The sequence below is a fragment of the Viridibacillus sp. FSL H8-0110 genome (assembly GCF_038003565.1).
Lineage (GTDB): Bacteria > Bacillota > Bacilli > Bacillales_A > Planococcaceae > Viridibacillus > Viridibacillus arenosi.
Map to the genome: position 1 here is coordinate 1,628,964 of NZ_JBBOPJ010000001.1, position 21,060 is coordinate 1,650,023.

24 protein-coding genes are annotated in these 21,060 nt (G+C 34.5%); 16 read left to right on the plus strand and 8 right to left on the minus strand.

What is annotated here, in order from left to right; all coding sequences use genetic code 11:
* Positions 1-140 precede the first annotated feature (140 nt).
* Complete coding sequence (locus MHH98_RS08050) at positions 141-779, plus strand: LysE family transporter (RefSeq protein ID WP_038185586.1); 639 nt, start codon at positions 141-143, stop codon at positions 777-779.
* A 101-nt stretch (positions 780-880) separates the two neighbouring features.
* Here the strand turns inward: MHH98_RS08050 and MHH98_RS08055 are convergent, their stop codons facing one another.
* The 3 genes from MHH98_RS08055 to MHH98_RS08065 form a co-directional block, all read right to left on the minus strand.
* Positions 881-1,315, minus strand: a complete 435-nt coding sequence (locus MHH98_RS08055; RefSeq protein ID WP_038185583.1) for a hypothetical protein — start codon at positions 1,313-1,315, stop codon at positions 881-883.
* A gap of 645 nt (positions 1,316-1,960) precedes the next feature.
* The gene (locus MHH98_RS08060; RefSeq protein ID WP_038185580.1) at positions 1,961-2,161 is read right to left on the minus strand and encodes a hypothetical protein; all 201 of its coding nucleotides are present in this window, start codon (positions 2,159-2,161) and stop codon (positions 1,961-1,963) included.
* 5 nt (positions 2,162-2,166) lie between these two features.
* Positions 2,167-3,348, minus strand: coding sequence for a DUF418 domain-containing protein (locus MHH98_RS08065; protein WP_340712429.1), 1,182 nt, complete (start codon positions 3,346-3,348; stop codon positions 2,167-2,169).
* 107 nt (positions 3,349-3,455) lie between these two features.
* On the opposite strand from MHH98_RS08065, the gene MHH98_RS08070 reads away from it, so the two are divergent.
* Complete coding sequence (locus tag MHH98_RS08070; RefSeq protein WP_038185576.1) at positions 3,456-4,154, plus strand: response regulator transcription factor; 699 nt, start codon at positions 3,456-3,458, stop codon at positions 4,152-4,154.
* 3 nt (positions 4,155-4,157) lie between these two features.
* Positions 4,158-5,819 carry an ATP-binding response regulator gene (locus MHH98_RS08075; protein ID WP_038185565.1) on the plus strand — a complete coding sequence of 554 codons (1,662 nt, stop codon included), beginning with the start codon at positions 4,158-4,160 and terminating at the stop codon, positions 5,817-5,819.
* Between the two features lie 287 nt (positions 5,820-6,106).
* Here MHH98_RS08075 and MHH98_RS08080 read toward each other — a convergent pair whose 3' ends face one another.
* Together MHH98_RS08080 and MHH98_RS08085 are read right to left on the minus strand one after the other, a co-directional pair.
* Entirely contained in the window at positions 6,107-6,223 is a 117-nt protein-coding gene (locus MHH98_RS08080; protein WP_340710943.1) for a hypothetical protein, read from the minus strand.
* Between the two features lie 76 nt (positions 6,224-6,299).
* On the minus strand, positions 6,300-7,442 hold the full coding sequence (locus MHH98_RS08085; protein ID WP_340708878.1) for an IscS subfamily cysteine desulfurase: 1,143 nt from the start codon (positions 7,440-7,442) through the stop codon (positions 6,300-6,302).
* A gap of 118 nt (positions 7,443-7,560) precedes the next feature.
* On the opposite strand from MHH98_RS08085, the gene nadB reads away from it, so the two are divergent.
* From nadB to MHH98_RS08115, 6 genes are all read left to right on the plus strand, one after another.
* On the plus strand, positions 7,561-9,147 hold the full coding sequence (gene nadB, locus MHH98_RS08090; protein WP_081730097.1) for an L-aspartate oxidase: 1,587 nt from the start codon (positions 7,561-7,563) through the stop codon (positions 9,145-9,147).
* Positions 9,116-9,958 (plus strand): carboxylating nicotinate-nucleotide diphosphorylase, encoded by an 843-nt coding sequence (gene nadC / locus MHH98_RS08095; RefSeq protein WP_076065891.1) that lies wholly within the window; start codon positions 9,116-9,118, stop codon positions 9,956-9,958. Before nadB ends, nadC begins: the two co-directional genes overlap by 32 nt.
* 13 nt (positions 9,959-9,971) lie before the next feature.
* On the plus strand, positions 9,972-11,081 hold the full coding sequence (gene nadA / locus MHH98_RS08100) for a quinolinate synthase NadA (protein ID WP_340712431.1): 1,110 nt from the start codon (positions 9,972-9,974) through the stop codon (positions 11,079-11,081).
* Positions 11,082-11,250: 169 nt separating this feature from the next.
* Positions 11,251-11,784, plus strand: coding sequence for a PadR family transcriptional regulator (locus MHH98_RS08105; RefSeq protein ID WP_038185554.1), 534 nt, complete (start codon positions 11,251-11,253; stop codon positions 11,782-11,784).
* 112 nt (positions 11,785-11,896) lie between these two features.
* The gene (locus MHH98_RS08110) at positions 11,897-12,646 is read left to right on the plus strand and encodes a hypothetical protein (RefSeq protein ID WP_340712433.1); all 750 of its coding nucleotides are present in this window, start codon (positions 11,897-11,899) and stop codon (positions 12,644-12,646) included.
* 296 nt (positions 12,647-12,942) lie between these two features.
* Positions 12,943-13,866 carry a DUF4030 domain-containing protein gene (locus MHH98_RS08115; RefSeq protein WP_340712435.1) on the plus strand — a complete coding sequence of 308 codons (924 nt, stop codon included), beginning with the start codon at positions 12,943-12,945 and terminating at the stop codon, positions 13,864-13,866.
* Between the two features lie 68 nt (positions 13,867-13,934).
* On the opposite strand, the gene MHH98_RS08120 is transcribed toward MHH98_RS08115, so the two are convergent.
* The 3 genes from MHH98_RS08120 to MHH98_RS08130 form a co-directional block, all read right to left on the minus strand.
* Positions 13,935-14,111, minus strand: coding sequence for a hypothetical protein (locus tag MHH98_RS08120; protein ID WP_340713562.1), 177 nt, complete (start codon positions 14,109-14,111; stop codon positions 13,935-13,937).
* Positions 14,095-15,516 (minus strand): recombinase family protein, encoded by a 1,422-nt coding sequence (locus tag MHH98_RS08125; protein ID WP_340712438.1) that lies wholly within the window; start codon positions 15,514-15,516, stop codon positions 14,095-14,097. The genes MHH98_RS08120 and MHH98_RS08125 overlap by 17 nt, the downstream gene beginning before the upstream one ends.
* Positions 15,517-15,601: 85 nt before the next feature.
* Entirely contained in the window at positions 15,602-16,321 is a 720-nt protein-coding gene (locus MHH98_RS08130; RefSeq protein ID WP_340712439.1) for a helix-turn-helix domain-containing protein, read from the minus strand.
* A gap of 146 nt (positions 16,322-16,467) precedes the next feature.
* On the opposite strand from MHH98_RS08130, the gene MHH98_RS08135 reads away from it, so the two are divergent.
* From MHH98_RS08135 to MHH98_RS08165, 7 genes are all read left to right on the plus strand, one after another.
* Positions 16,468-16,689 (plus strand): helix-turn-helix transcriptional regulator, encoded by a 222-nt coding sequence (locus MHH98_RS08135; protein ID WP_340712440.1) that lies wholly within the window; start codon positions 16,468-16,470, stop codon positions 16,687-16,689.
* 77 nt (positions 16,690-16,766) lie between these two features.
* Positions 16,767-16,955: a hypothetical protein gene (locus MHH98_RS08140; RefSeq protein WP_340712442.1), complete on the plus strand. Its 189-nt coding sequence runs from the start codon at positions 16,767-16,769 to the stop codon at positions 16,953-16,955.
* A gap of 36 nt (positions 16,956-16,991) precedes the next feature.
* The gene (locus MHH98_RS08145; RefSeq protein ID WP_340712443.1) at positions 16,992-17,921 is read left to right on the plus strand and encodes a hypothetical protein; all 930 of its coding nucleotides are present in this window, start codon (positions 16,992-16,994) and stop codon (positions 17,919-17,921) included.
* 306 nt (positions 17,922-18,227) lie between these two features.
* Positions 18,228-18,482, plus strand: a complete 255-nt coding sequence (locus MHH98_RS08150) for an AbrB/MazE/SpoVT family DNA-binding domain-containing protein (protein WP_340712444.1) — start codon at positions 18,228-18,230, stop codon at positions 18,480-18,482.
* A 98-nt stretch (positions 18,483-18,580) separates the two neighbouring features.
* A complete protein-coding gene (locus MHH98_RS08155; protein WP_340712447.1) occupies positions 18,581-19,300 on the plus strand; it encodes an ORF6C domain-containing protein in 720 nt (239 codons plus the stop codon).
* Between the two features lie 131 nt (positions 19,301-19,431).
* The gene (locus MHH98_RS08160) at positions 19,432-20,238 is read left to right on the plus strand and encodes a conserved phage C-terminal domain-containing protein (protein WP_340712448.1); all 807 of its coding nucleotides are present in this window, start codon (positions 19,432-19,434) and stop codon (positions 20,236-20,238) included.
* Positions 20,180-21,007: an ATP-binding protein gene (locus MHH98_RS08165; protein WP_340712450.1), complete on the plus strand. Its 828-nt coding sequence runs from the start codon at positions 20,180-20,182 to the stop codon at positions 21,005-21,007. The genes MHH98_RS08160 and MHH98_RS08165 overlap by 59 nt, the downstream gene beginning before the upstream one ends.
* The last annotated feature ends 53 nt before the right edge of the window (positions 21,008-21,060 follow it).

Below are 21,060 nucleotides of genomic sequence, written 5' to 3' on the forward strand. Positions count from 1 at the left end.
GACAACCACTATTTTTGCAACTTCACTTGGAGTGTAGCATGTTTAACTTATCCCTCTTTTAATATTCATTATATTGCATAATAATTCAATTTATATTAATATATATAAATATATAAATGCAATATGAAGGGGGTTATTAGTTGGTTACACTATTTTTAACAAATATTTTACTAGGGCTTTCCATTGCACTCCCTGTTGGAACAATTACAATAGAGATGACGAAGCAGGGGCTTAAAAACGGTTTTATGCATGGTTGGGTTGTTGGACTAGGTGGAATGACAGTAGATTTAGTACTTATTTTATTATTGTATTTTGGTTTAGCTTCAGTACTAGCTGTTCCTATAATTCAAACCTTCTTGTGGTTGCTCGGTGCATTATTCTTACTTTATGTCGGCTATGATAGTATAAAAAACGCAGGTCATGGTATTTCACTATCAGGTGAAAAATCGACAAAATCACTAAAATCATCATATTTTAATGGCTTACTTGTAGCGGTTTCACCAGGGAACTTAGTATTTTGGGTTAGTATTTTTGGACCGATTTTGATTAATTCTTTTGATGCATCAAATACGATTAACTTTCTAGTAATAGGATCTGGCATATTAATTGGGATTTTGATACATGATATTGGCTTAATGACAATAATTGCTGGTACTAGGAAGGTATTAAACACTAGATATATTCAATGGGCTTCTGTTCTTGCAGGGGTAATACTAATTGGCTTTAGTGTCTATTTCTTTATTGAATTTTATAGGAGTGTAGGAACACTAAGAGGTTAATTCAAGGCCAGTAGTTATACATAGACCGAACCTTATTACTAATATGTCTAAAAGGTAGTTGAAAGAGACTTGACTGAAGTCAAGTCTCTTTAATTATTTTTTTAAATTTCTAATAATTGTTCTATATGATCCAACTTACCGATATAAACATTAATAACTAATGGTAATAGGATTATTAGGATTATGGAAGTTATATAAAATACGATTTTTTCTTTTCTATGCAGTAGATTTACTAAATTAATTAACAATGAAGATACACTAAAAATGATTACTAACCACATAGTAAGTAATTGTTTGACATCATTTTTTATTAAGAAGATTATTAGTTCGTTTTCTTCTGAAATCTCAAAAGTATGTTTATCTTTTTCGGAAAAATTCTTTTTTATTACAGTTACTTCTTCTGAATTCTCCTTTATTGAATAACCCCCAGGATAAATATTAAAAGAGTAAGCTAGAATTCCAGCTATTAAACAGAATAAGACCATGAAAATAGAAAAAAAACTGAGTTTTTTCCTAGTTAGATTTACCTTGAACAAAAAACCCCTCCCTTTTCTAAAAGGATATATCCATTATAATACAAAATTTGGAATTAAGGGGGTTCTGTTTTTCGCAAACCTAAAGAGTTATATCTGCGCATAAGAGATGTTAAAGTGTTGCCAAAGAAAGAGAAGTCGTCATCGATTTTGACAAAAAAGAAGTATTTTCTTAATCTAAACAGTATCCACTTCATATTGAAAATATAAAGAAGAAGAGCTTTAAAGTAAGCTTAAATCTGATAGATCTTCATCATATACTTTCTTTTCATCTGGAGTGGATGTTAACTAAAAGAAAATATCTATTGCTTTAGTTCAGATAATCATTTCATTGATGGGGGACGCAATTTTTTTGATTCCATCTTTAGGATTCCGGAAGATACATTACAAAATCCAATTACCTTAAAACTACAGGCCTATCCAAATTATTTAGAAGGTAGTGCTAAGATTAAACGCATTAAATAACTGGTTTTATTTAAAAGATGACATCATGAACTTACTCACAAAGGAAGGGACATCTCTAATTTAGAGATGCCCCTATTATTGTAAAACAAAGTATCAGCATGCGTTAAAATAATGTTTTGGTTTTATGAAATATCAAATAGGCTATATAACGATGGACTTTAAACATCTTTTACCTCCGACTTATTATTCTGATTCTCGTTCTGGACTTGCTAATTTAATCACTGTGTCTGCTAGTGATAATATGGCTATAATACGTAACAGTAAAAAGAGGTATTCTTTTTTTTCTGTTGTTGATTGAAATAGAATAGGTAATTGCTGTGTAATATTATAGATTAAAAAGAGTGCAAAAATTGTACAAATACATGCCAGTATAGCTCTTTTCATTTAACTTACATCCTTTTATTTTGTTTTATACGACCATTCCAAGAGAAATTTGTCACGATGCGTAGCAATAACTCTAATGGACCACGCTTGAATTTTTTCAAATACATTGTACTGATAAAGCATTGAACGGCAAAGATAACGACACCAAGTAAAATACTATTGAATGTACCGAAGTTACCGAATAGACCAAGTCCATAGCCGTAGAAAATAGTCGTACAAATAACAGATTGCATTATATAGTTTGTAAGGGATAGCTTTCCAACGCTCTCAAATGCTCGGAAGGGTATAGCTTGTGCATGGTTAGAAAATAGATAAGCAAAAGCAGCCATATATCCTAATGCCAGAAATGGCCCACCGCTCATTATACCAATGTTCGCCCAATCACTTTTCTCCGCTAAATGCCCTACGATTTTTAAAAATAGGCCGAGTGGAATGAAAATAATCATGTATTTAAAGTATGAATTTTGTTCTTCCTTAGGTTTTGTAAATATGTTTAATTTTGCAGCAGCCATACCAAACAAAAATAATGGAGCTATAATAAATGGAAGTATAAGTATGATGAAAAATGAATAAAATGGATCTTCATCAAACATAGCAGTCATAGGATCTATCCCGTTATTACGGTGATCTTTAATTTCTAAATAAGTCCCGTTTTTATATATGAATGTAGTCTTTTCAACATAGCTTGCAGTTATAGTTTTTTCTTTTTCAGTTTCTTCATATTTTCCGAAGCCTGTTGCAGTGATTAATAACAGCAATACAATGCCCCAAATAATAAGTGTTTTGGGTTTACGATTGATAAAGAAAAACAAAAAGAATCCAATACCACCGTAAAAAGCGAGGATATCACCTTCCCAAATATAAGTACTATGTAGTAAACCTAAAATTAAAAGCATTAAAAAACGTCTTATTAAAAACCAACGAGACTTTCTTCCCTTTTCTCTTATGGATTCGACTAATTTAATAAGTGAATAGCCAAATAAAAAAGTAAAGATGGGCATAAATGTACCTTCTACAAACACTTGGATAAATTTATAAGAGCCGAAATTGAAATCGGATAAATTATAAAATGAAATATGGTCCTTTCCAAACATGCCATATTGAAAAATAAGCAAATTGGCCAGTAAAATACCAAATAAACTAAATCCTCTTAAACTATCTACTAATCGAACACGCTGTCGTTCCAAAAAAAAATTCCTCCTTAAATACTCTCTATTTGTTAGTATAAATAGAGATTCTTATGCTGAACTGAAATAAATCTTAAAATTACCTTAAATTGGAGAGTGCATTGAAAATGAATGCTAAAATATTGGTCGTAGATGATGAACAAGCAATTGCAGACATGGTAGATATTATATTACGTAAAGAAGGTTTTTCACATGTGGATATTTGTGGAAGTGTGAATGAGGCCACTAAACAAATTGAAAAAGTTAAATACGACTTTTTCATTTTAGATATTATGTTGCCAGATGGGACTGGGCTTGAACTTGCAGAGAGAATACGTCCTACTAATAATGCCCCGATTTTCTTTTTAACGGCAAAAGTTTCAGATGCAGATATACTACGGGGGTTTATGTCTGGTGCAGATGATTATATTACAAAACCATTTAATCCGTTAGAATTAGCAGCTCGTGTGAAAGTACATAGCAAGCGGTACAATGCATTAAGAAATGTAACAATTCCTGAAGAAACATTTGACTATGGACGTTTTCAACTAAATATTTCAGCTGCAGAGTTAATAATAGACGGGGAGAAAACAATTTTATCTGGCAAGCTATTTCATTTATTACAATTATTTTGCGAGCATCCTGGACAAGTTCTGTCAAAGGAACAAATTTACGAACAAGTCTGGGGCGATGATTATTATGTTGATGATAATACCATTATGGTCCATATTCGAAAACTGCGTGAAAAAATAGAAGTTGACCCAGGTCGCCCTGCACTTATAACAACAGTAAGAGGAGTTGGCTATAAATTAGTTAAGGGGGAGTAAGAAGTGCGTTTATCTAGCAAGATGACTTTAAGATTTATTAGCTACTTTGCGGTATTTTATATTGTTTTACTCTTATCAGTTATGTCTCTTATTTTTTATGCAGTGTATGAAAATGAAAAAGCATCTAGTTATGTAAACTTAATGACAATGGATAAAATGGACGTTGAGATGGATATAGAAGAGAAGAATGGTTCTTACAAACTAACTCAGAAGTTGATTAATTCAGCTGAAAAAAGTGGTGGAGTTATCCATTTACTTGATGAGAATGGACAATTACTTGCAAGCTCAGAAAAACAAGCCGTATCCTACACAATGAAGGAATTGGTGGAAATAGAGAAGCATGAGCAAGGACATATTTGGCGAATTAAAAATGATCAATACCTTGTTTTTATACAGAATAATACAGCCAAAAATTTACTTGAGGTTATCTCAGACAAGGGTATTCAACATATATCTAGTACAACAAATCAACATCTCAGTAAATCGGATGCGATAGTAGAACAATATAGTGCAAATGGCCAACGACAGAAAATACTATTTGGTAAAGAAACAAAAGAACTTGAACCAATTAAAATTTTGATGGGGAGTGGGAATTTAACAGAGACGAAAGAGCTTGTAGCTTCAGAAATATTAAAAGATGGCTCATTACTAGTCGTCCGTATGAAAAATCCTCATTATAATCCAAGTGAACCTATTTTTATGAATGGTTTGAAAAAGGCATTAATAGTGATTGCAGTTTTCCATGTGTATCTATTAATCCTCATCGTTATTTTTTCAGCTTTTATAGGCAATCGTTTTGGAAGACCTGTTTTACATTTTTTAAAGAGAATTGAAAAATTAGCAGGACAAGATTTTGGCTTTGTAAACGATCATAAGTTAAGACGAAAAGGAAACGGACGCTTAAAGAGAAAATATCGTATTTTTGATGAAGTGGATCAATCACTAACTCAATTGTCTACTAAATTAGCGGATAATGAATGCAAAATACAGCAGAGTGAAAAGTTACGAGAAGAATGGATTACAGGTCTTTCTCATGATTTGAAAACACCACTTAGCTCTATTTATGGCTATTCTAAAATGTTATCTTCTAAGGACTATGAATGGTCACAAAATGATGTGTTGAAATTTGCGGAAACGATGCAGGAAAAAGCTGAGTATATGGATGCTTTAATTGAAGATTTAACATATACGTATCAACTAAAAAACAATGCGATTGTTATTTCTAGGGGAAAAGTGTACTTGAATGCATTTTTAAATGAGTATGTAAAAAACACCACCTCTGAAAATGTCAAGATTGAACAGATGAATAGTGAAATACATATATTAGCTGATTCAATTTTGCTAAAGCGCATACTCGATAATATTGTAGGAAACGCGGAAAAACATACATCTGAAGGAACGTCAATTTATTTGCAAATGACTGAGTTAAATAATAAGGTGCAATTGCAAATTCGAGATGAAGGACAGGGCATTCCTAAAGAAGAACTAGATAATCTGTTCAATCGTTATTATCGAGGAACAAATACGACTTCAGAGGCTTCGGGTACAGGACTTGGACTTGCGATTACAAAGCAACTTGTAGAAGCAATGGATGGGGAGATTACCGTACAGTCCAATTCAACTGGTACAGTAGTGATCGTTGTTTTTCCAAAGTTAAGGGGGTAGGGGGAGTATAGTGATTAATGTAATATTCCAAGAAACCTTCATCCTCTACATTTGGTTTTGAGCTCTCCGCACACTTCCAAATAACATTATGAAAAGTAAAATCACGAGTAATAGTGACTTCATACAAACTATAAATGATATAAATATGCTTTGCGGCATTATTTATATCATTTTTTCTATTATAAAAGGTTGTCGAATGCGTCATTAGCATTGTTTTATAATCTTATTTCTTCTCCAGTTCTTATCATCTTCACATCCAAATAGATGTACCCTCCCTTGACTTGTCGCTATAATGGGTCATTTTTTGCCTTGAGTAATGTAATATCACTGACAATCACTTGTCGAGTCACATTTGTTATTCCTCCATGTGCTCTTCCCGTCAATGGTTCGGTGGATGAGCGCAATGTGTCAACAATAAATTGACGGCGTTCCTTGCGAGCATTTTTTTGTTTGCATTCATATTCATTCCTCCAAGTGCAGTTAGTTTACTTTAATTGGTGTCCGTGTTTTGATTGCAATTTCAATGAGTCGATCAGCTAATTTTTTAACACTATCTAAAGTTGTATCTTGTCCAAAAGAGATACGGATGAACTCTCTCGCTTGTTGTGAAGGTACTTGTAGTGCCATCATAGCTTTTGATGTATGTTGTTTACCGACTTGGCACGCGCTACCAGTTGAAATGGCAAAACCAAGACGATTTAATTCGAGCATGATTAGTTGGCCTTCAACATTTCTTACCCCAAGCCCAATAATGTTTTGAAATTGTAAATCTCTATTACATGATTGATAGATAGTAAATAGTTCATGATGCTTTTGAATTTTGTTTAGAAATGCATCTCGGAATGATTTATCTTGATGTTCTATTTTGAGTAAATGGTCAGCAGCAGTGGTAAATGCCGCGATGCCAGGGACATTAACGGTACCACCTCTAAATCCTGATTCATGTACGAGTCCAGGAAAAACAGGAACAAGTCGATGACGAGGGTGAATATATGTAGCGCCAACACCTTTAGGGCCATACACTTTATGACTTGAAATTGTTAAGCCATCGACAATAGACCCAATCGATTTTAAATCTATCTTCCCGAACGACTGAACACAATCACTATGTAGTAGAATGGCGCGATCTTTTAAAATTTCAGCGATTTTATTTAGCGGCTGTATCGTACCAATCTCAGGATTAACATGTTGGATACTTGCTAGAACTGTTTCGCTAGTTAATGCATTTTCGAACAATTCTAGGTTAACAATACCTTCCTTAGTAAAGGGGATTGTGGTTACGATGAATCCATCTTCTTTTAAATACTCCAAAGCAGAATCAATAGATGGGTGTTCGCCCATAGTCGTAATGATATGATTCCCTTTATGCCGATTCGCTTTCGCAAGTGAAATGATAGAAAGTAAATTACTTTCTGTACCCCCAGCAGTGAAATATACACCTGCAGAATCAACGCCAAGCATCTTTGCAAGTTCCTCACGACAGAATGACAGCATATTCTGTGCTTCAGTTCCTACTTCATGTAAGCTACTCGTATTGCCATAGCATAATTGTGAAAGTTCACCGTATACATGTGCCGCACTCGGATGTAATGGCGTTGTTGCCGCATAATCAAAATAATGCAAAGTTCTTTCCCTCCAGTTACATAATAATTTCATCTTGCCATAGTTTCTCTTTTGTGTAAAGATAGGTGACAAGACACCTATCAAGATATAAAAAGATTTGGAGAGGATACAATTGAAGATGTACAACTGCATCATTGTCGGTAGCGGAATCGCTGCCATGCAACTAGCCAATCATCTAAGCGATCAATTTCGTATACTCGTTATAACAAAATCCACAAAAAGAGCCAATAATTCTTATCGAGCACAAGGTGGCATCGCATCAGCTATAGGAGAAGGGGATAAACCAGCATTTCACTTTCAAGATACGATTAAAGCAGGTTGCGAATTTCAAAATGAAAAGGAAGTACATAATCTCGTTGAACACGGCCCTAAACTAATAGAACAGTTGAAAAAAAGTGGACTTGATTTTGATAAAGATGACAAAGGTCAATTAGCTTTAGGAATGGAAGGCGCTCATGGGCAGAAAAGGATTGTCCACTGTGGCGGTGATGCAACTGGGAAATACATAATGGAACATCTTAATTCAACACTAAGGACCGATATTGATATCGTAGAAAATCGGTTTGTTTATGAACTGATTATTCATCCTACTACGAAAAAGTGTATCGGTATTAAAGCCAAGGACGAAAATGGACATAATGAATCTTATTTTGGTCATCAAGTAATTTTAGCTATGGGGGGCATTGGCGGATTATTTTCTATTACATCAAATGATCCTTCAGTAGCTGGTGATGGAATTGCTTTAGCTTATCGAGCAGGTGCAGATATTGTAGATATGGAATTCATTCAATTTCATCCTACACTTCTCTATTTTAAAGGGAAAACAGCGGGTTTGATTTCTGAAGCAGTAAGGGGAGAGGGTGCCCGTCTAATAGAGGAATCAGGACAGTCCATAATGGCTGGTAAACATCTTATGGAAGACTTAGCCCCAAGACATATCGTCGCCAAAGAACTATTTCAACAGCGACTGGCTAAAAAAGAAGTCTATTTGGACATATCGATGATTGATCGATTCGAAGAGCAATTCCCAACAATTACAGCAATGTGTCAGTCTAATGGCGTGTCATTAAAGGAAAAAAGAATTCCGGTTGCACCGGGATGCCATTTTTTGATGGGAGGAATTGTTGTTAATTCGGTAGGGCAAACGTCGGTTGACGGGTTGTATGCAATTGGTGAAACAGCTTCTACAGGTGTTCATGGCGCCAACCGACTTGCAAGTAATTCCTTGTTGGAGGGATTGCATTATGGCAAAATGTTAGCTAATCATTTGAATGAACAATTGATTCAAAAAGAAATGGAAATCCCTTTTTATAATCCTTCGAATAGTACCACGGTTAATGTACCACTGTTACCTGACAAAGAAGAACTGCGTGCAAAAATGATGGCGTATGCAGGGATTATTCGGACTAGTTCAGAACTTAAAATACTTCATGATTGGTTAAGTAAATATGACGAATCGATATTAAATGACTTGTCATTGGATGAGTATAGTAACGAAACTTTACAACTATTGTTTATGCTGCAAGTTGCGAAATTGATAACAACTTCTGCACAGCTGAGGAAAGAAAGCAGAGGAGCTCACAATCGAGAAGATTATCCTTCTGAGGATGAACGATGGGGACAAATTCATATTGTCCAATCAAAAAAAGGAACCGAAATGAGGGAACGACAAAATGAATACCATCAAGTTGAAGTCAATGCTTGAGCAATTTTATATTGAGGATATAGGAGATTGTGATCTATCAAGTGAATTTTTATTTCCTGAAACGATGATTGGAGAACTGGATATTGTTGCAAAAACGGACGGTATTTTTTGTGGGAAAAAGGTGATTGAAGAGGGGTTACGTATTGTAAATCAAAATTCGACAGTAAATTGTTATGTAGAAGACGGTCATTCAATTGGAAAAGGAACTGTCATTGCAACGGCAAAAGGACCTATACATAGTTTGTTGAAAAGCGAACGTGTCATTTTAAATTTAATTCAGAGAATGAGTGCCATTGCGACTGAAACAAATCGGGTTGTGGAGAAAGTTAGAGGAACAGGAACGAAAATTTGTGATACGAGGAAAACGATGCCGGGATTACGTATGTTGGATAAATACGCTGTTCGTACAGGTGGTGGTTGTAATCATCGTAATGGATTATATGATGCAGTCATGTTAAAAGATAATCACATTGCCTTTGCCGGCTCAATTACGAAAGCAGTTGAAACTGTAAAAGCTTCACTAGGACATACGGTTAAAATTGAAGTCGAAATTGAAACGTTCGAGCAATTACAAGAAGCGATTACCTCGAAAGTAGACATTATCATGTTTGATAATTGTAAACCTGAAACCATTGCAGAATGGAGACAAATTGTACCTAATACAATCATTACAGAAGCATCTGGGATGATTACAAATGACACAATCCGAGCGTATGCGGAATCGGGTGTAGACTATATATCATTAGGTTATTTAACACATTCTGTAAAGGCGCTAGATATTAGCGCAAACATTAAGAATAGCACTAAATAATGGAGGAATCGACATGTCCATCATGCACTATTTTGAAGAGAAAAAAAGTGGAACATTACCAGAAACTTACCGGAATTTAACGACTGAGCAAATGGAAGCACGCATTATAGCAATTAAACTAAAGCTCGGGGAGAAACTTTTCATACCAGGGCATCATTATCAAAAAGACGAAGTAATACAGTTTGCAAATGTAACGGGAGACTCCCTGCAACTAGCACAACTTTGTGCAGCTAATGAACAAGCGGAGCACATTGTTTTTTGTGGTGTGCATTTCATGGCAGAAACGGCTGATATATTAACGAATGTCCATCAGAAAGTTTACTTACCCGACATGCGTGCAGGCTGTTCAATGGCCGATATGGCGAACATTTTCCAGACGGATCGTGCATGGGACGCACTTACTGAGATACTTGGTGACACAATCGTACCACTTACATATGTCAACTCAACTGCAGCTATTAAAGCATTTGTTGGAAAAAATGGTGGTGCAACAGTGACGTCATCAAATGCTAATTCAATGGTAAAATGGGCATTTACACAAAAAGAGCGTATTTTGTTTTTACCAGACCAACATCTCGGTAGAAATACAGCGTACGATATCGGCATTCCACTTGAGCAAATGGCTGTTTGGAACCCGATAAACGATAAGCTTGAGTATGAAGGGGAAGTTGAAGACATCAAAGTGATTTTATGGAAAGGACATTGTTCCGTTCATGAAAAATTCACAGTCCAAAATATCGCCGATCTTCGTGAATGCGATCCAGAAATACGCATCATCGTTCATCCAGAATGTTCACGAGAGGTAGTCGAACTTGCGGATGATAACGGCTCTACAAAATACATCATAGACGCAATTGAGAATGCCAAGCCAGGTAGTAAATGGGCAATAGGTACGGAAATGAATCTTGTTAACCGACTTATTCAAAACCACCCAAACAAACAAATCGTTTCGCTCAATCCGAGCATGTGTCCTTGTTTGACTATGAATCGTATTGATCTACCACACTTACTTTGGAGCTTAGAGAGCATTGTCAATAGTGAAGATATCAATGTTATTCAGGTTGATGAAGATACGACGAAAGACGCAATCAAAGCGCTTGAACGGATGTTGGCAAGAGCGTAAGAGCTTCTTAGTCTAAAAAGATAATTACTGAAAAATACGACTGTTTATTGGGGAAATAATGAGCAGTCGTATTTGTATTGAATACTTTTACGTTTTACTTTTATTGACATATATATGCGCTAAATGTAAAATACTCAATGTAGAGTATAAATTTTTGGGGGTGTCTATTATGACTCAATTACTAGTTTTAGGTATGTTAGATATCCGACCTATGTCTGGTTATGATATTCAAATGATGCTACAAGAAAATGATGTGGAGCGATGGTCAGGTGTACTCGTTGGATCAATTTATCATGCACTAAAAAAACTTGAAAAAGATAAATATATTGAAATAGAACGAATGGAACAAACAGGTTTGCGACAAAAAGCAATATATAAAATAACTGATAAAGGTCAATCATATCTGCAAGACTTGATTTTCAAAGCCATTAAAACATCTTCAATACCATATCCAACAGCACTATATTCTGGATTATCATTTATAGATAAATTACCTACTGAGAAATCACGGGAAGCATTAGAGCAACAATTACAAAAATTAGTTAACGAGTTAGAGTCATTAGAAATTGGTCTAGAAGTTAAGGAAAAATATTTAGATGGTGAACTACCTGCAATGATCCAATTGGTTTCTAATAATATGATTAAAATTGTCAAACAGCAAATTACATTAGTTGAAGATATCTTAAAGCTTTTTGATGAATAAATGCTCCTCCTTTTTGGAGATTAAAAAAAATAATCATATAGTCAATGTTGAATATTTAATTTTGAGTGTATAATTTTCTGCTTATTAATTTTCTTGAAAAGGAGAATGTTGGATGAAAATTGATCATTTAGTTATTAATATAGATAGCAAATATCAGGAAGAAGGAGAACAGGTAACTGCCATTCGTAGTATAGGTTTACCTTACAATCCAAATAAAGGGAAGGGGACGAAAGGTTTTAAAGTATCGAATATTTGGATAGGAAAAGAATATTTCGAAATGGTTAACCTATTGCGAGAAGATGGAGGAGGATGGAAAGAAGAATGGGTCAATGCCTATAACCAAGGTGAGCGAGGGCTCATTTGTTTAATGATTGATGTAGCAGATATAGATTTATTATGTGAAGACATGCAAAGTAAAGGGATATCTATTACAAATCCAGAAAGTATTAAAATAAAATTTCTTTTCAATCTATTCTCAAAAACGCTACCATGGCAAAATAGTTATTTAAACTTCTTTGAAGGAGTTCCATTGCAAATTGGTTTTCAACAAATGATAAATCAAAAAATAAGAGATTTTATGGGTAAATACATGGTGCCAAATGCGTTAGAAAATAATATTGAGGGTATCAATAGAATTAAGATTAGTGGTAACTTTTCGAACAATGATTTTGAACTGATTAAGAAGGTTTTTGACTTTGTTATGATAAAAGAGGACAGTCTACAAATAAGATTACAACATTCTCAAGAAATAATTTTTGAAAAAGCCAAAGAGTATAAAGTAATGGTTAGTTTAAAAGGAAAATATAATAAGTTGAAGGTAGAAAACTGTTGGATAGAGAACACTAAGATAAGTCTTGAGTAAAGAAAATCTTTTTGAGTAGAATGATTATTTAAATAGAAACCAGTTGACTAGCTAATAGGCTAGTTTTTTTATTAGGTAGTTATGTTTTGTAATTTACATTTCTATGATAAGGACAGGCACTCCTACATAAACTACTGTATATTACAAAAGCTCGTACTCATTTTTTGCTAGTATAAATAGAGCACGAAGTATCTAAGTAATTCAATACTTTATTAAAGAGGGAGGTCGTTTTTATACAAAATAAGAATAAGTTAAAAATTGAGTTCACTACTAATGGAAAGAAAAATAGAAAGTCCATGAAATTTTACATAAGTGGAGCAGTTCTAGCCGGTGTATTGCTATTTGGTTCAGCATCTATTTCTCCAACTATAAATAATGCTTTTGCCAAGACACCTTTCTTAAATTTAATATATGAACCAACACTTTTAAATAAAGATATAGTCAAAATAATAACAGAAAGATTGCTTTCTAAAAACTATCCATTCGAAAATGTTTCGATAGTTGCGCCTAAGAAAAACATTGTTATTAATATAGATAAATCAGAACAAAATCCTTTGAAAGTGGAAAAAGCGATAGAAAAGGAAGTTAATTCACTGTTAAGCTCATTTGATCTTACAGATTATAAACTAAAAATTGTTCAAGATCTTCAGAATGTATCTCTGAATACAATGATTTATCAAGAAACCAATTTGATGGCAAAACAATTACAGAATAATATAAAGAATGACGCAAGGTTACAAGATTATAAGCTGATATCGGTATCTGTTAATAATAATGATGTTCAGAATATGATTATATTGGTTGCATCAGATAAGGAAACAAGAACTGGTGTAATGAAAAAAATAGTGCAAAGCATTGTAAAGGAAAATAATTTCGAGCCCTATTTGATTAAAACATATTCAATAGATGCTCAAGAAGAAGAAATTGCCCTTAAATGGCAAGCTATAATAAATAAAATAAACACTGAATTCATTGGTAAAGACGAAATGAAAATAAAAGATATTCGTTATTCTTTATTTGAACCACCATCATCTTTTCTCATAAATACGTCTATTAACCCTACAGATGAGGCGGCTATAGAAGAAGCTCAAAAAATTGAGAAGGCTATTAAGATGTTTATAACAACTCAAGGAGACACTAGCTCTATTAATCAAAAACCATATAATATTGTTATTTATGGTAGTGATAATAAAGAAATAAATATAGCCACTCAAAATTAATATACCAGCCATTTATATTATTTACGAGCGCTTAAATAATATGAATGGCTGGCATCCGTTCGTCAGGATTAAATCAAAAACATTGCCACAATGGTTGTGACGACTAATCCAGTAATAACAGGCACTAAATTTCTACGTGCAAGTTCGAATGGACTAACATTACAAATTGCTGCAGCGGGGATAAGTGCCCAAGGGATAAGTGTACTTCCACCGATGAAAGACAAATTATTATTTTGCTGATACAATCACGATTTCCCTAGCTTGCTTACTACTACGATATTCGTCTTTTGTATCAATAACAAGCTGTGAGAAAACAGTTGTCATTAATTCCTTACGCTCGTAATCATTGGCATGTAACCATAGCGTATCCATATTTTCTACTATGGACTTAAGTGTATCGCTACTTGTATCGATTTGTTTGATACTGTTTAATTCTCGTCGAATTTCTTTTTCCTTATCACGCAAAGTTGATGTGGAAGAAATAAGCTCATCAATATCAATAACGTCATTTTCAAACATAGTTTTCTTCTTTTGCATTAACTTTTCGACTGCTGATAATTCACTTTTGAGTGTTGCTAATCTTTCTGTAGGGTACTCGGAATCTCCATCAGCGGTCAAAAATTGTTCGGTTAACTGACTGAAATGAGCGAATACTGTTTTAACTAAATTATCCTCTAGGATGATGTGGCTAGAACATTTTTTTCCTGTTTTTTTCCCTGAACATCTATATGTCTTTTTATTTCCGGATCTATGTCCAGCTATAGAATGTCCGCAGCGGGCACATTTAAGAATAGAAGAAAAGTAATAGTTGCTTGTTTCTCGTTTCCCGCCAAATGTTCTACGTTTATCCAAAATATCTTGCAACCCCCAAAATTCTTCTCTAGATATTATTCGTTCGTGATTACCTTCATACAATTTTTGTTCTCTTGGGGGTTTTTTGTAATCTTTTTTACTTTCGTTGAATGTTAGGTAACCTGCATTTACGCAATTATTTGCGATACCTCTTACAGAATCAACATGCCACTCACCACCGTAACGTGTAGGAAAACCACGAGAAGTTAATTGTTTGGCGATTGTTAAAAAACCGAGTGTTTTAGATAATTTAAATACTTCTTTTACAACTTTCGCTTCATCTTCATAAATAACTAACTTTTCATCTACTACACGGTATCCGTACGGTGGAGTGCCACCTTTCCATTCACCTAACTTTGTTTTTTTCTCCATACCCATTCTTACACGTTCTGCGGTGTTCTCGCGTTCCCATTGAGCAATAGCTGCGACTAATGTTATAAACAGTCTTCCCATTGCGTTTGTTGTGTCATAGACTTCGGTAGCAGATTTAAACTTGCAGTTGTATTGATCAAGTTCTTGTAAAATTTCGTAAAGATCAGATACCGAGCGAGTTAGTCGATCTAACCGATATACTAAAACAACGTCAATACCACCTGCTTTTACAACATTCATCATCTCTTGAAAATGGGGTCTGTTTAAATCTTTTGCTGAATAACCATCATCAATAAATGGTTCTCCCACAAGTTCCCATCCTTGTGAAACGCAATAGGCTTCTAATTTCTCTAATTGTGCAGCGATAGAATAACCGTGTTTAGCTTGCTCTTCTGTGGAAACTCTAACATAAATAACTGACTTCATTTTTTTCACCTTTCTAGGTATAAGAAAAGAGCAGCATATTAGCTACTCTTGCTTATATAATTACAATCGTTGGAATATAAGTTAATCAAAAATTTAAAATTACTTTTTTTAATTTACCTATTATGCGAATGTCATTGTTATTCAATGGTACTGCAATTGGTGGATAATCAGAATTTGCACTTTCTAACACAAGTGTCTCATTAGAAATAGTTACTTTCTTTAGATAAGCCTCACCATTAATCAGGACAGCTATAACTTCACCATTTTCGAAACTAGATTGTTTTCTAATTAGCAGTAGATCTCCGTCATAAATTCGTAAACCTTTCATACTGTCACCATTTGCTCTTAAATAAAAATGAGTGCCTCCTTTTACCCAACTTTGTGGAGTATCTTCATATCCTTCAACATCTTCGTAAGCTAATACACCATTTCCACAACTTATTGAACCATATATCGGTAGCTTCACCGCATAAGTGGGAACTTCATCAATTGATTCTCTAATTTCAGATCGCTCTAATGGAATTTTATAAAAATGACTATTGTTTTCATTTGTCTTATCTATGTGAATTTCATCTAGTTGAGAATTAATAGGTGGGAATAAATCGTCAATTGTAACGCCAATGGCTTTAGCTATAGCAAACAAAATATCTTGCTCAGCTTCGTTAGTTCCACTTTCGTAAGAGGAAATTGTGTTGTGTTTTACACCAACTTTTTCACCAAGTTGTTTTTGAGTAAGTTTAGCGATTTTTCTATACTTTTTAATTTGTTTACCAACATATTTTGTTACATTATTTTCTTGTTTCATGAAATCATCTCCTTCCTAATAAATAGTATATCACATTTCATGAAGTTTAGTACAATTATTTTCATGATTTATGAAGTTTTTTGTTGACTCTACCAAATATTTCATATAATATGAAGTTATCACTTAGAGAAAGTGAGGTGAAAAATATGCAATATAATTTAATCAAGTATCGCAAATTTAACTTATTAACACAGAAAGATATGGCGATCTTGATAGGAGTTGACTTGCGGACATATGCCAATAAAGAACATGGTGATTCACAATTCAAGTTAAACGAAATGTTTATTATTGCAAAAAAATTAAACATGGATATTAGTGAAATTTTTTTACCAACTAACTTCATGAATCATGAAGTTTTGGAAGCTTGAATTTAGAAAACATTTTGATTGTAAAGTAGAAATGTACAACCTTACAACTGGCATAGGCTGTATTGAGGTGATAGGAAATGGGATTCGAAGGATTCGAAGGCTTTGAAATGACGGAAGAAAAAGTACGTAAACTGAAGCCAATTGTCGAAAAAATCCTGTCGAGAAAACATGGGCGTGACATAAAGTTAAGCAATTTAACAATATGTGGAGTGCCTTTAGGTGATGAGAGTAGCAATGAAGATAAGCAAACTCATCTACCTAATTAATTGTATAAAAAGTGAAAATCAAAAGGAGGAAATCGAATGTTCACAAATGTAGAAAGCACAGAGTTAATCAGCAGTGTTGAAAATATAATGGTCGAGTTGAAGAAGCGATTAGATCCATTTTATGTGGCACCGCAAGAAAAGGCTGAGGTTGATGGTGACAACGTAATCCAACATAAAGGGTTGAAGCTGAAGAAGGTTGAACGTGAGGCTCGTGAGGGGGATTATGTAAAGTTTTTAGATAGTAGAAGTTTCTCTACTCATAACAACGTGATTTATGGACCTGCTATGAAATTTGAAACTGAAGGAGAATTAGTCGTTACATGTATCGACAATGTAAAGGTCTTGATTTATAAAGATGTATATAACCGTACAACATCCACAGTAGTCGTATTCGAACCAATCGGTCACTGCAAGCCTGTGGAATATGAACCACCGTTCCCAGAGGTCCTAAAACCTAACGAACAACGTGCTTTGTTGATTAAGCAGGCTAAGGAGTTTGTGGAGGAACATACACAAAAAACAAAACCAGCATTTCCAAAGCCACTTTCAAAACTTAAGCGCGGTATTGGTTATAAAGGCTATGTTGTGGAAGAACAATTCATATCTAATGCAAAAAAACGTACTGTAGTTTGCTTAATGAGAGGATTAACAAGTTCTATCGTTCGTTCAAAAGGAATAGCAAAATGCGCACCAGATGACGTATTCAACGAACACATTGGACAAGCTATCGCATTAGCTAGAGCGCTCGAAATTGAAGTTCCTGAAGGGTTTTTGAAAGCAGTACAGCCAGATATAGCAGTTGGACAAGTTACTGTTACAAGTCAACCACAACCTTATGCAGACGAACCCCACACAATTAAGGAATACGACAGTAATAAATGTTGGTTGAGAAGTACAGGTGGAACAGTTCACCAAGGTCTTCTAACTATCTTAGACGACACAAACGCAGAGTACAACAATGCATAAAACAGCACTATACCGATTCCGAAAAAGCTTAAACCTTAGACCGACACAATGCGCGAATGCTTTAGGAATCTGTGAAAAATCATACCAATTGAAAGAATACAATCGCAGACAATTCACCTTAGAAGAGGCATTTAATCTATCAAAATATTTAAAGATTACGATGGAGCAACTATTCAAACTCGTCAAGGAGGGATAATTGTTGATTGTCCACAATGGGGATTGGCGCAACATGTCTGGGTGGGAGCGTTATTGGGCAATATGTAAGGCGTATCAAAGAACTCAAATTAGATGGGGAGGATTACAAAAATGAAATCTACAGGTATCGTTCGTAAAGTTGATGAATTAGGTCGTGTTGTTATTCCGGTTGAGTTAAGAAGAGGTTTAGGAATTGAGGAGAAAGAGCCATTAGAAATATTCGTGGATGGTAATCAAATTGTTCTTCAGAAGTATCAACCAAATGTTGAACGTGAAGATGTAACAAAAGGTCTTGAAAAATTAAAGGCACTAGTTAGCAGCACAGACAAAGATGTATTAGAACGTGCGATCAAATTAATTAAATAGGGGAATTGGAATGAAGCCATATGGACAATGTTGTCCATAGAAACACTCAACAAACTAAACAATTGTTTGCACCCTAATCAGTATTTAGGAGGAATATTATGACAAAAATTAATGATATTAAAGTTATTGGTTTTGAAGGGGAATTAGTTACAGATAGCCGTGATGTTGCGAAAATGACAGGTAAAGAACATAAAGAACTCCTTCGTAGTATTCGCTCTTATGTTGGTGTTTTAACCAGCGCAAAAATGCGCTCGTTAGATTTCTTTATTCCGTCTGAATATGAGGATGCAAAAAAGGAAATAAGACCAAGTTATTTATTAACACGTAAAGGTTGTGACATGGTTGCTAACAAGATGACCGGGGAAAGAGGAATCTTATTTACAGCTGCATACGTGTCAAAATTTGATGAAATGGAGAAAGAGCTTCGAAAACCGGTCAATAACATGCAGCTATTGTTAGAATCAGCACTACTACATGAAAAAGAAATCTCTGGAATTAAAGAAGATGTTCAAATGTTAAAAGATACAATGCGGATCACAAGTGAGCAACAATTCACTCTAAAAGCAGCAGGGACGCGTAAGGTTTTAGATTGTTTGGGTGGAAGATTGGTTCCTGCCTATGAATCTATGAAACGAAAAGTATTTTCAGAGTTTTGGAGAGATTTAAAAAGTCACTTTATGATTCCTCGTTATGGTGATGTTACTAAGAAACAGTTTCCTGAGGCAATGAAATTTATTGCATTGTGGGAGCCATCTACCTCTACAAAAATGCAAATTGAGAAAACAAATGATCAAACACAATTTTCGTTAGAGGCTTAAATAGTGTACTCATATTATGGGCATAAAAAAATCCTCAAGGCATGCAGCAACATGCATAGAGGAAAAGTTAAAAAAATATTCAATCCAAATATAACACAGACAATCCTATTTTTAAACCAAGGGAGGTTCAAATGACAAATTTATTGATAAACGAACCACCACTCCAAGTACTACCTTCATTAGCTTTAGAGATTGGTTTAAACGAAGCTATAGTGTTACAACAGGTGCATTATTGGCTACATATCTCTAGGCACAAATATAAGGGGAAAAAATGGTTTTATAAAACCTATGATGAATGGCTAGATGAATTCCCATTCTGGTCTAAAAACACTGTAGTACGGGCAATCAATAGTTTAGAAAAAAAAGATTTATTAATTTCTACTTCAGATTTCAACAAAATGAAGATTGATCGTACTAAATGGTACACAATAAATTACCAAAATTTAGTGAGTAGACCATCTACCCAAAATGAGCAGTCCGACTACCCAATTAGGGATGACACAACTACCCAAGATGAGTACACACAGCTACCCAAAATGGGTACACCAATAACCAGAGAATACACAGAGACTACTACAGAGAATACATCAGAGATAGAAAATGTCGTGAAACACGACAATGAGCCTCCGCCATACCATACAATTATCGATTATTTGAATCAACTAGCAGGAACGAAATATAAACACACGACAAAGAAGACACATCAGCTTATACGTGCTCGTTATAAAGAAGGTTTTATTTTAGATGATTTCAAGGTGGTTATTGATAAGAAGGTTAAAACCTGGCTCAATGATTCGAAGATGAATACGTACCTCCGTCCAGAAACATTGTTTGGTACAAAGTTCGAATCTTACTTAAATGAAAAGGAAGGTAGTAAACATGGAATCAATCAGCCAAACACTCCAAACAAAGTTGGAAATGTTGAATTGGGATTTTAATAAACGTTGTGAAAAACATAAATCATATTTTTTATTCGATTATAACGACAATCTAAATTCACGCTGTCCTGTTTGTTACTGCGAAGGTATGACTAAAAATGTTGAGCAACAGGAAGCTGAAAAAGCTTTAGATGCCGAACGTTTGAAAAAGTACAACACATTGAAAAAACTATCTATCTTACAAGATGAGACGTTACGAGCTATCCGATTTAGTGATTACAAGCCTACCAATAGCGAAGAAGAAAACAACAAGAACGAAGCAATCGACTTTTTTAATCGCTACCGAAACGGTGAAATATTTAATCTTTGGATTCAAGGGTTGAACACAGGTGTAGGTAAATCACATTTAGGAATGTCTATCCTAGAGGAACTAAATGAATCAGATGCAAAGGATCGTTCATGTTTATTCATAGACATCGCTCGAATGCTCGAATTAATTCACGATAGTTTTGATAACAAAGAGAGCCATTACACACAAGCATATTTCACTGATTTGTTAGGAAAAGTAGATTTCCTAGTGCTTGATGATCTAGGTGCTGAAACAGGTGATATTGATTCAAAAAAGAAAGCATCGGAATACACCAGTAAAGTTTTACGGTCAGTGATGAACAGCCGACAGGACAAAGCTACCATCATTACCACGAACTTACCATCAGCAAAGCTAAAACAAATGTATGACGGAAAGGTAATGTCACGAATGATGCGCGGTGTTAAATCGATTGTATTTAAAGAGTCGATTGATAAACGACCATCGGAAGTGGGTTTCTAAATGCTTGAACAACTAAAAAAAGACTACTCACAGATGGCGGTGGAGTTGCAGCA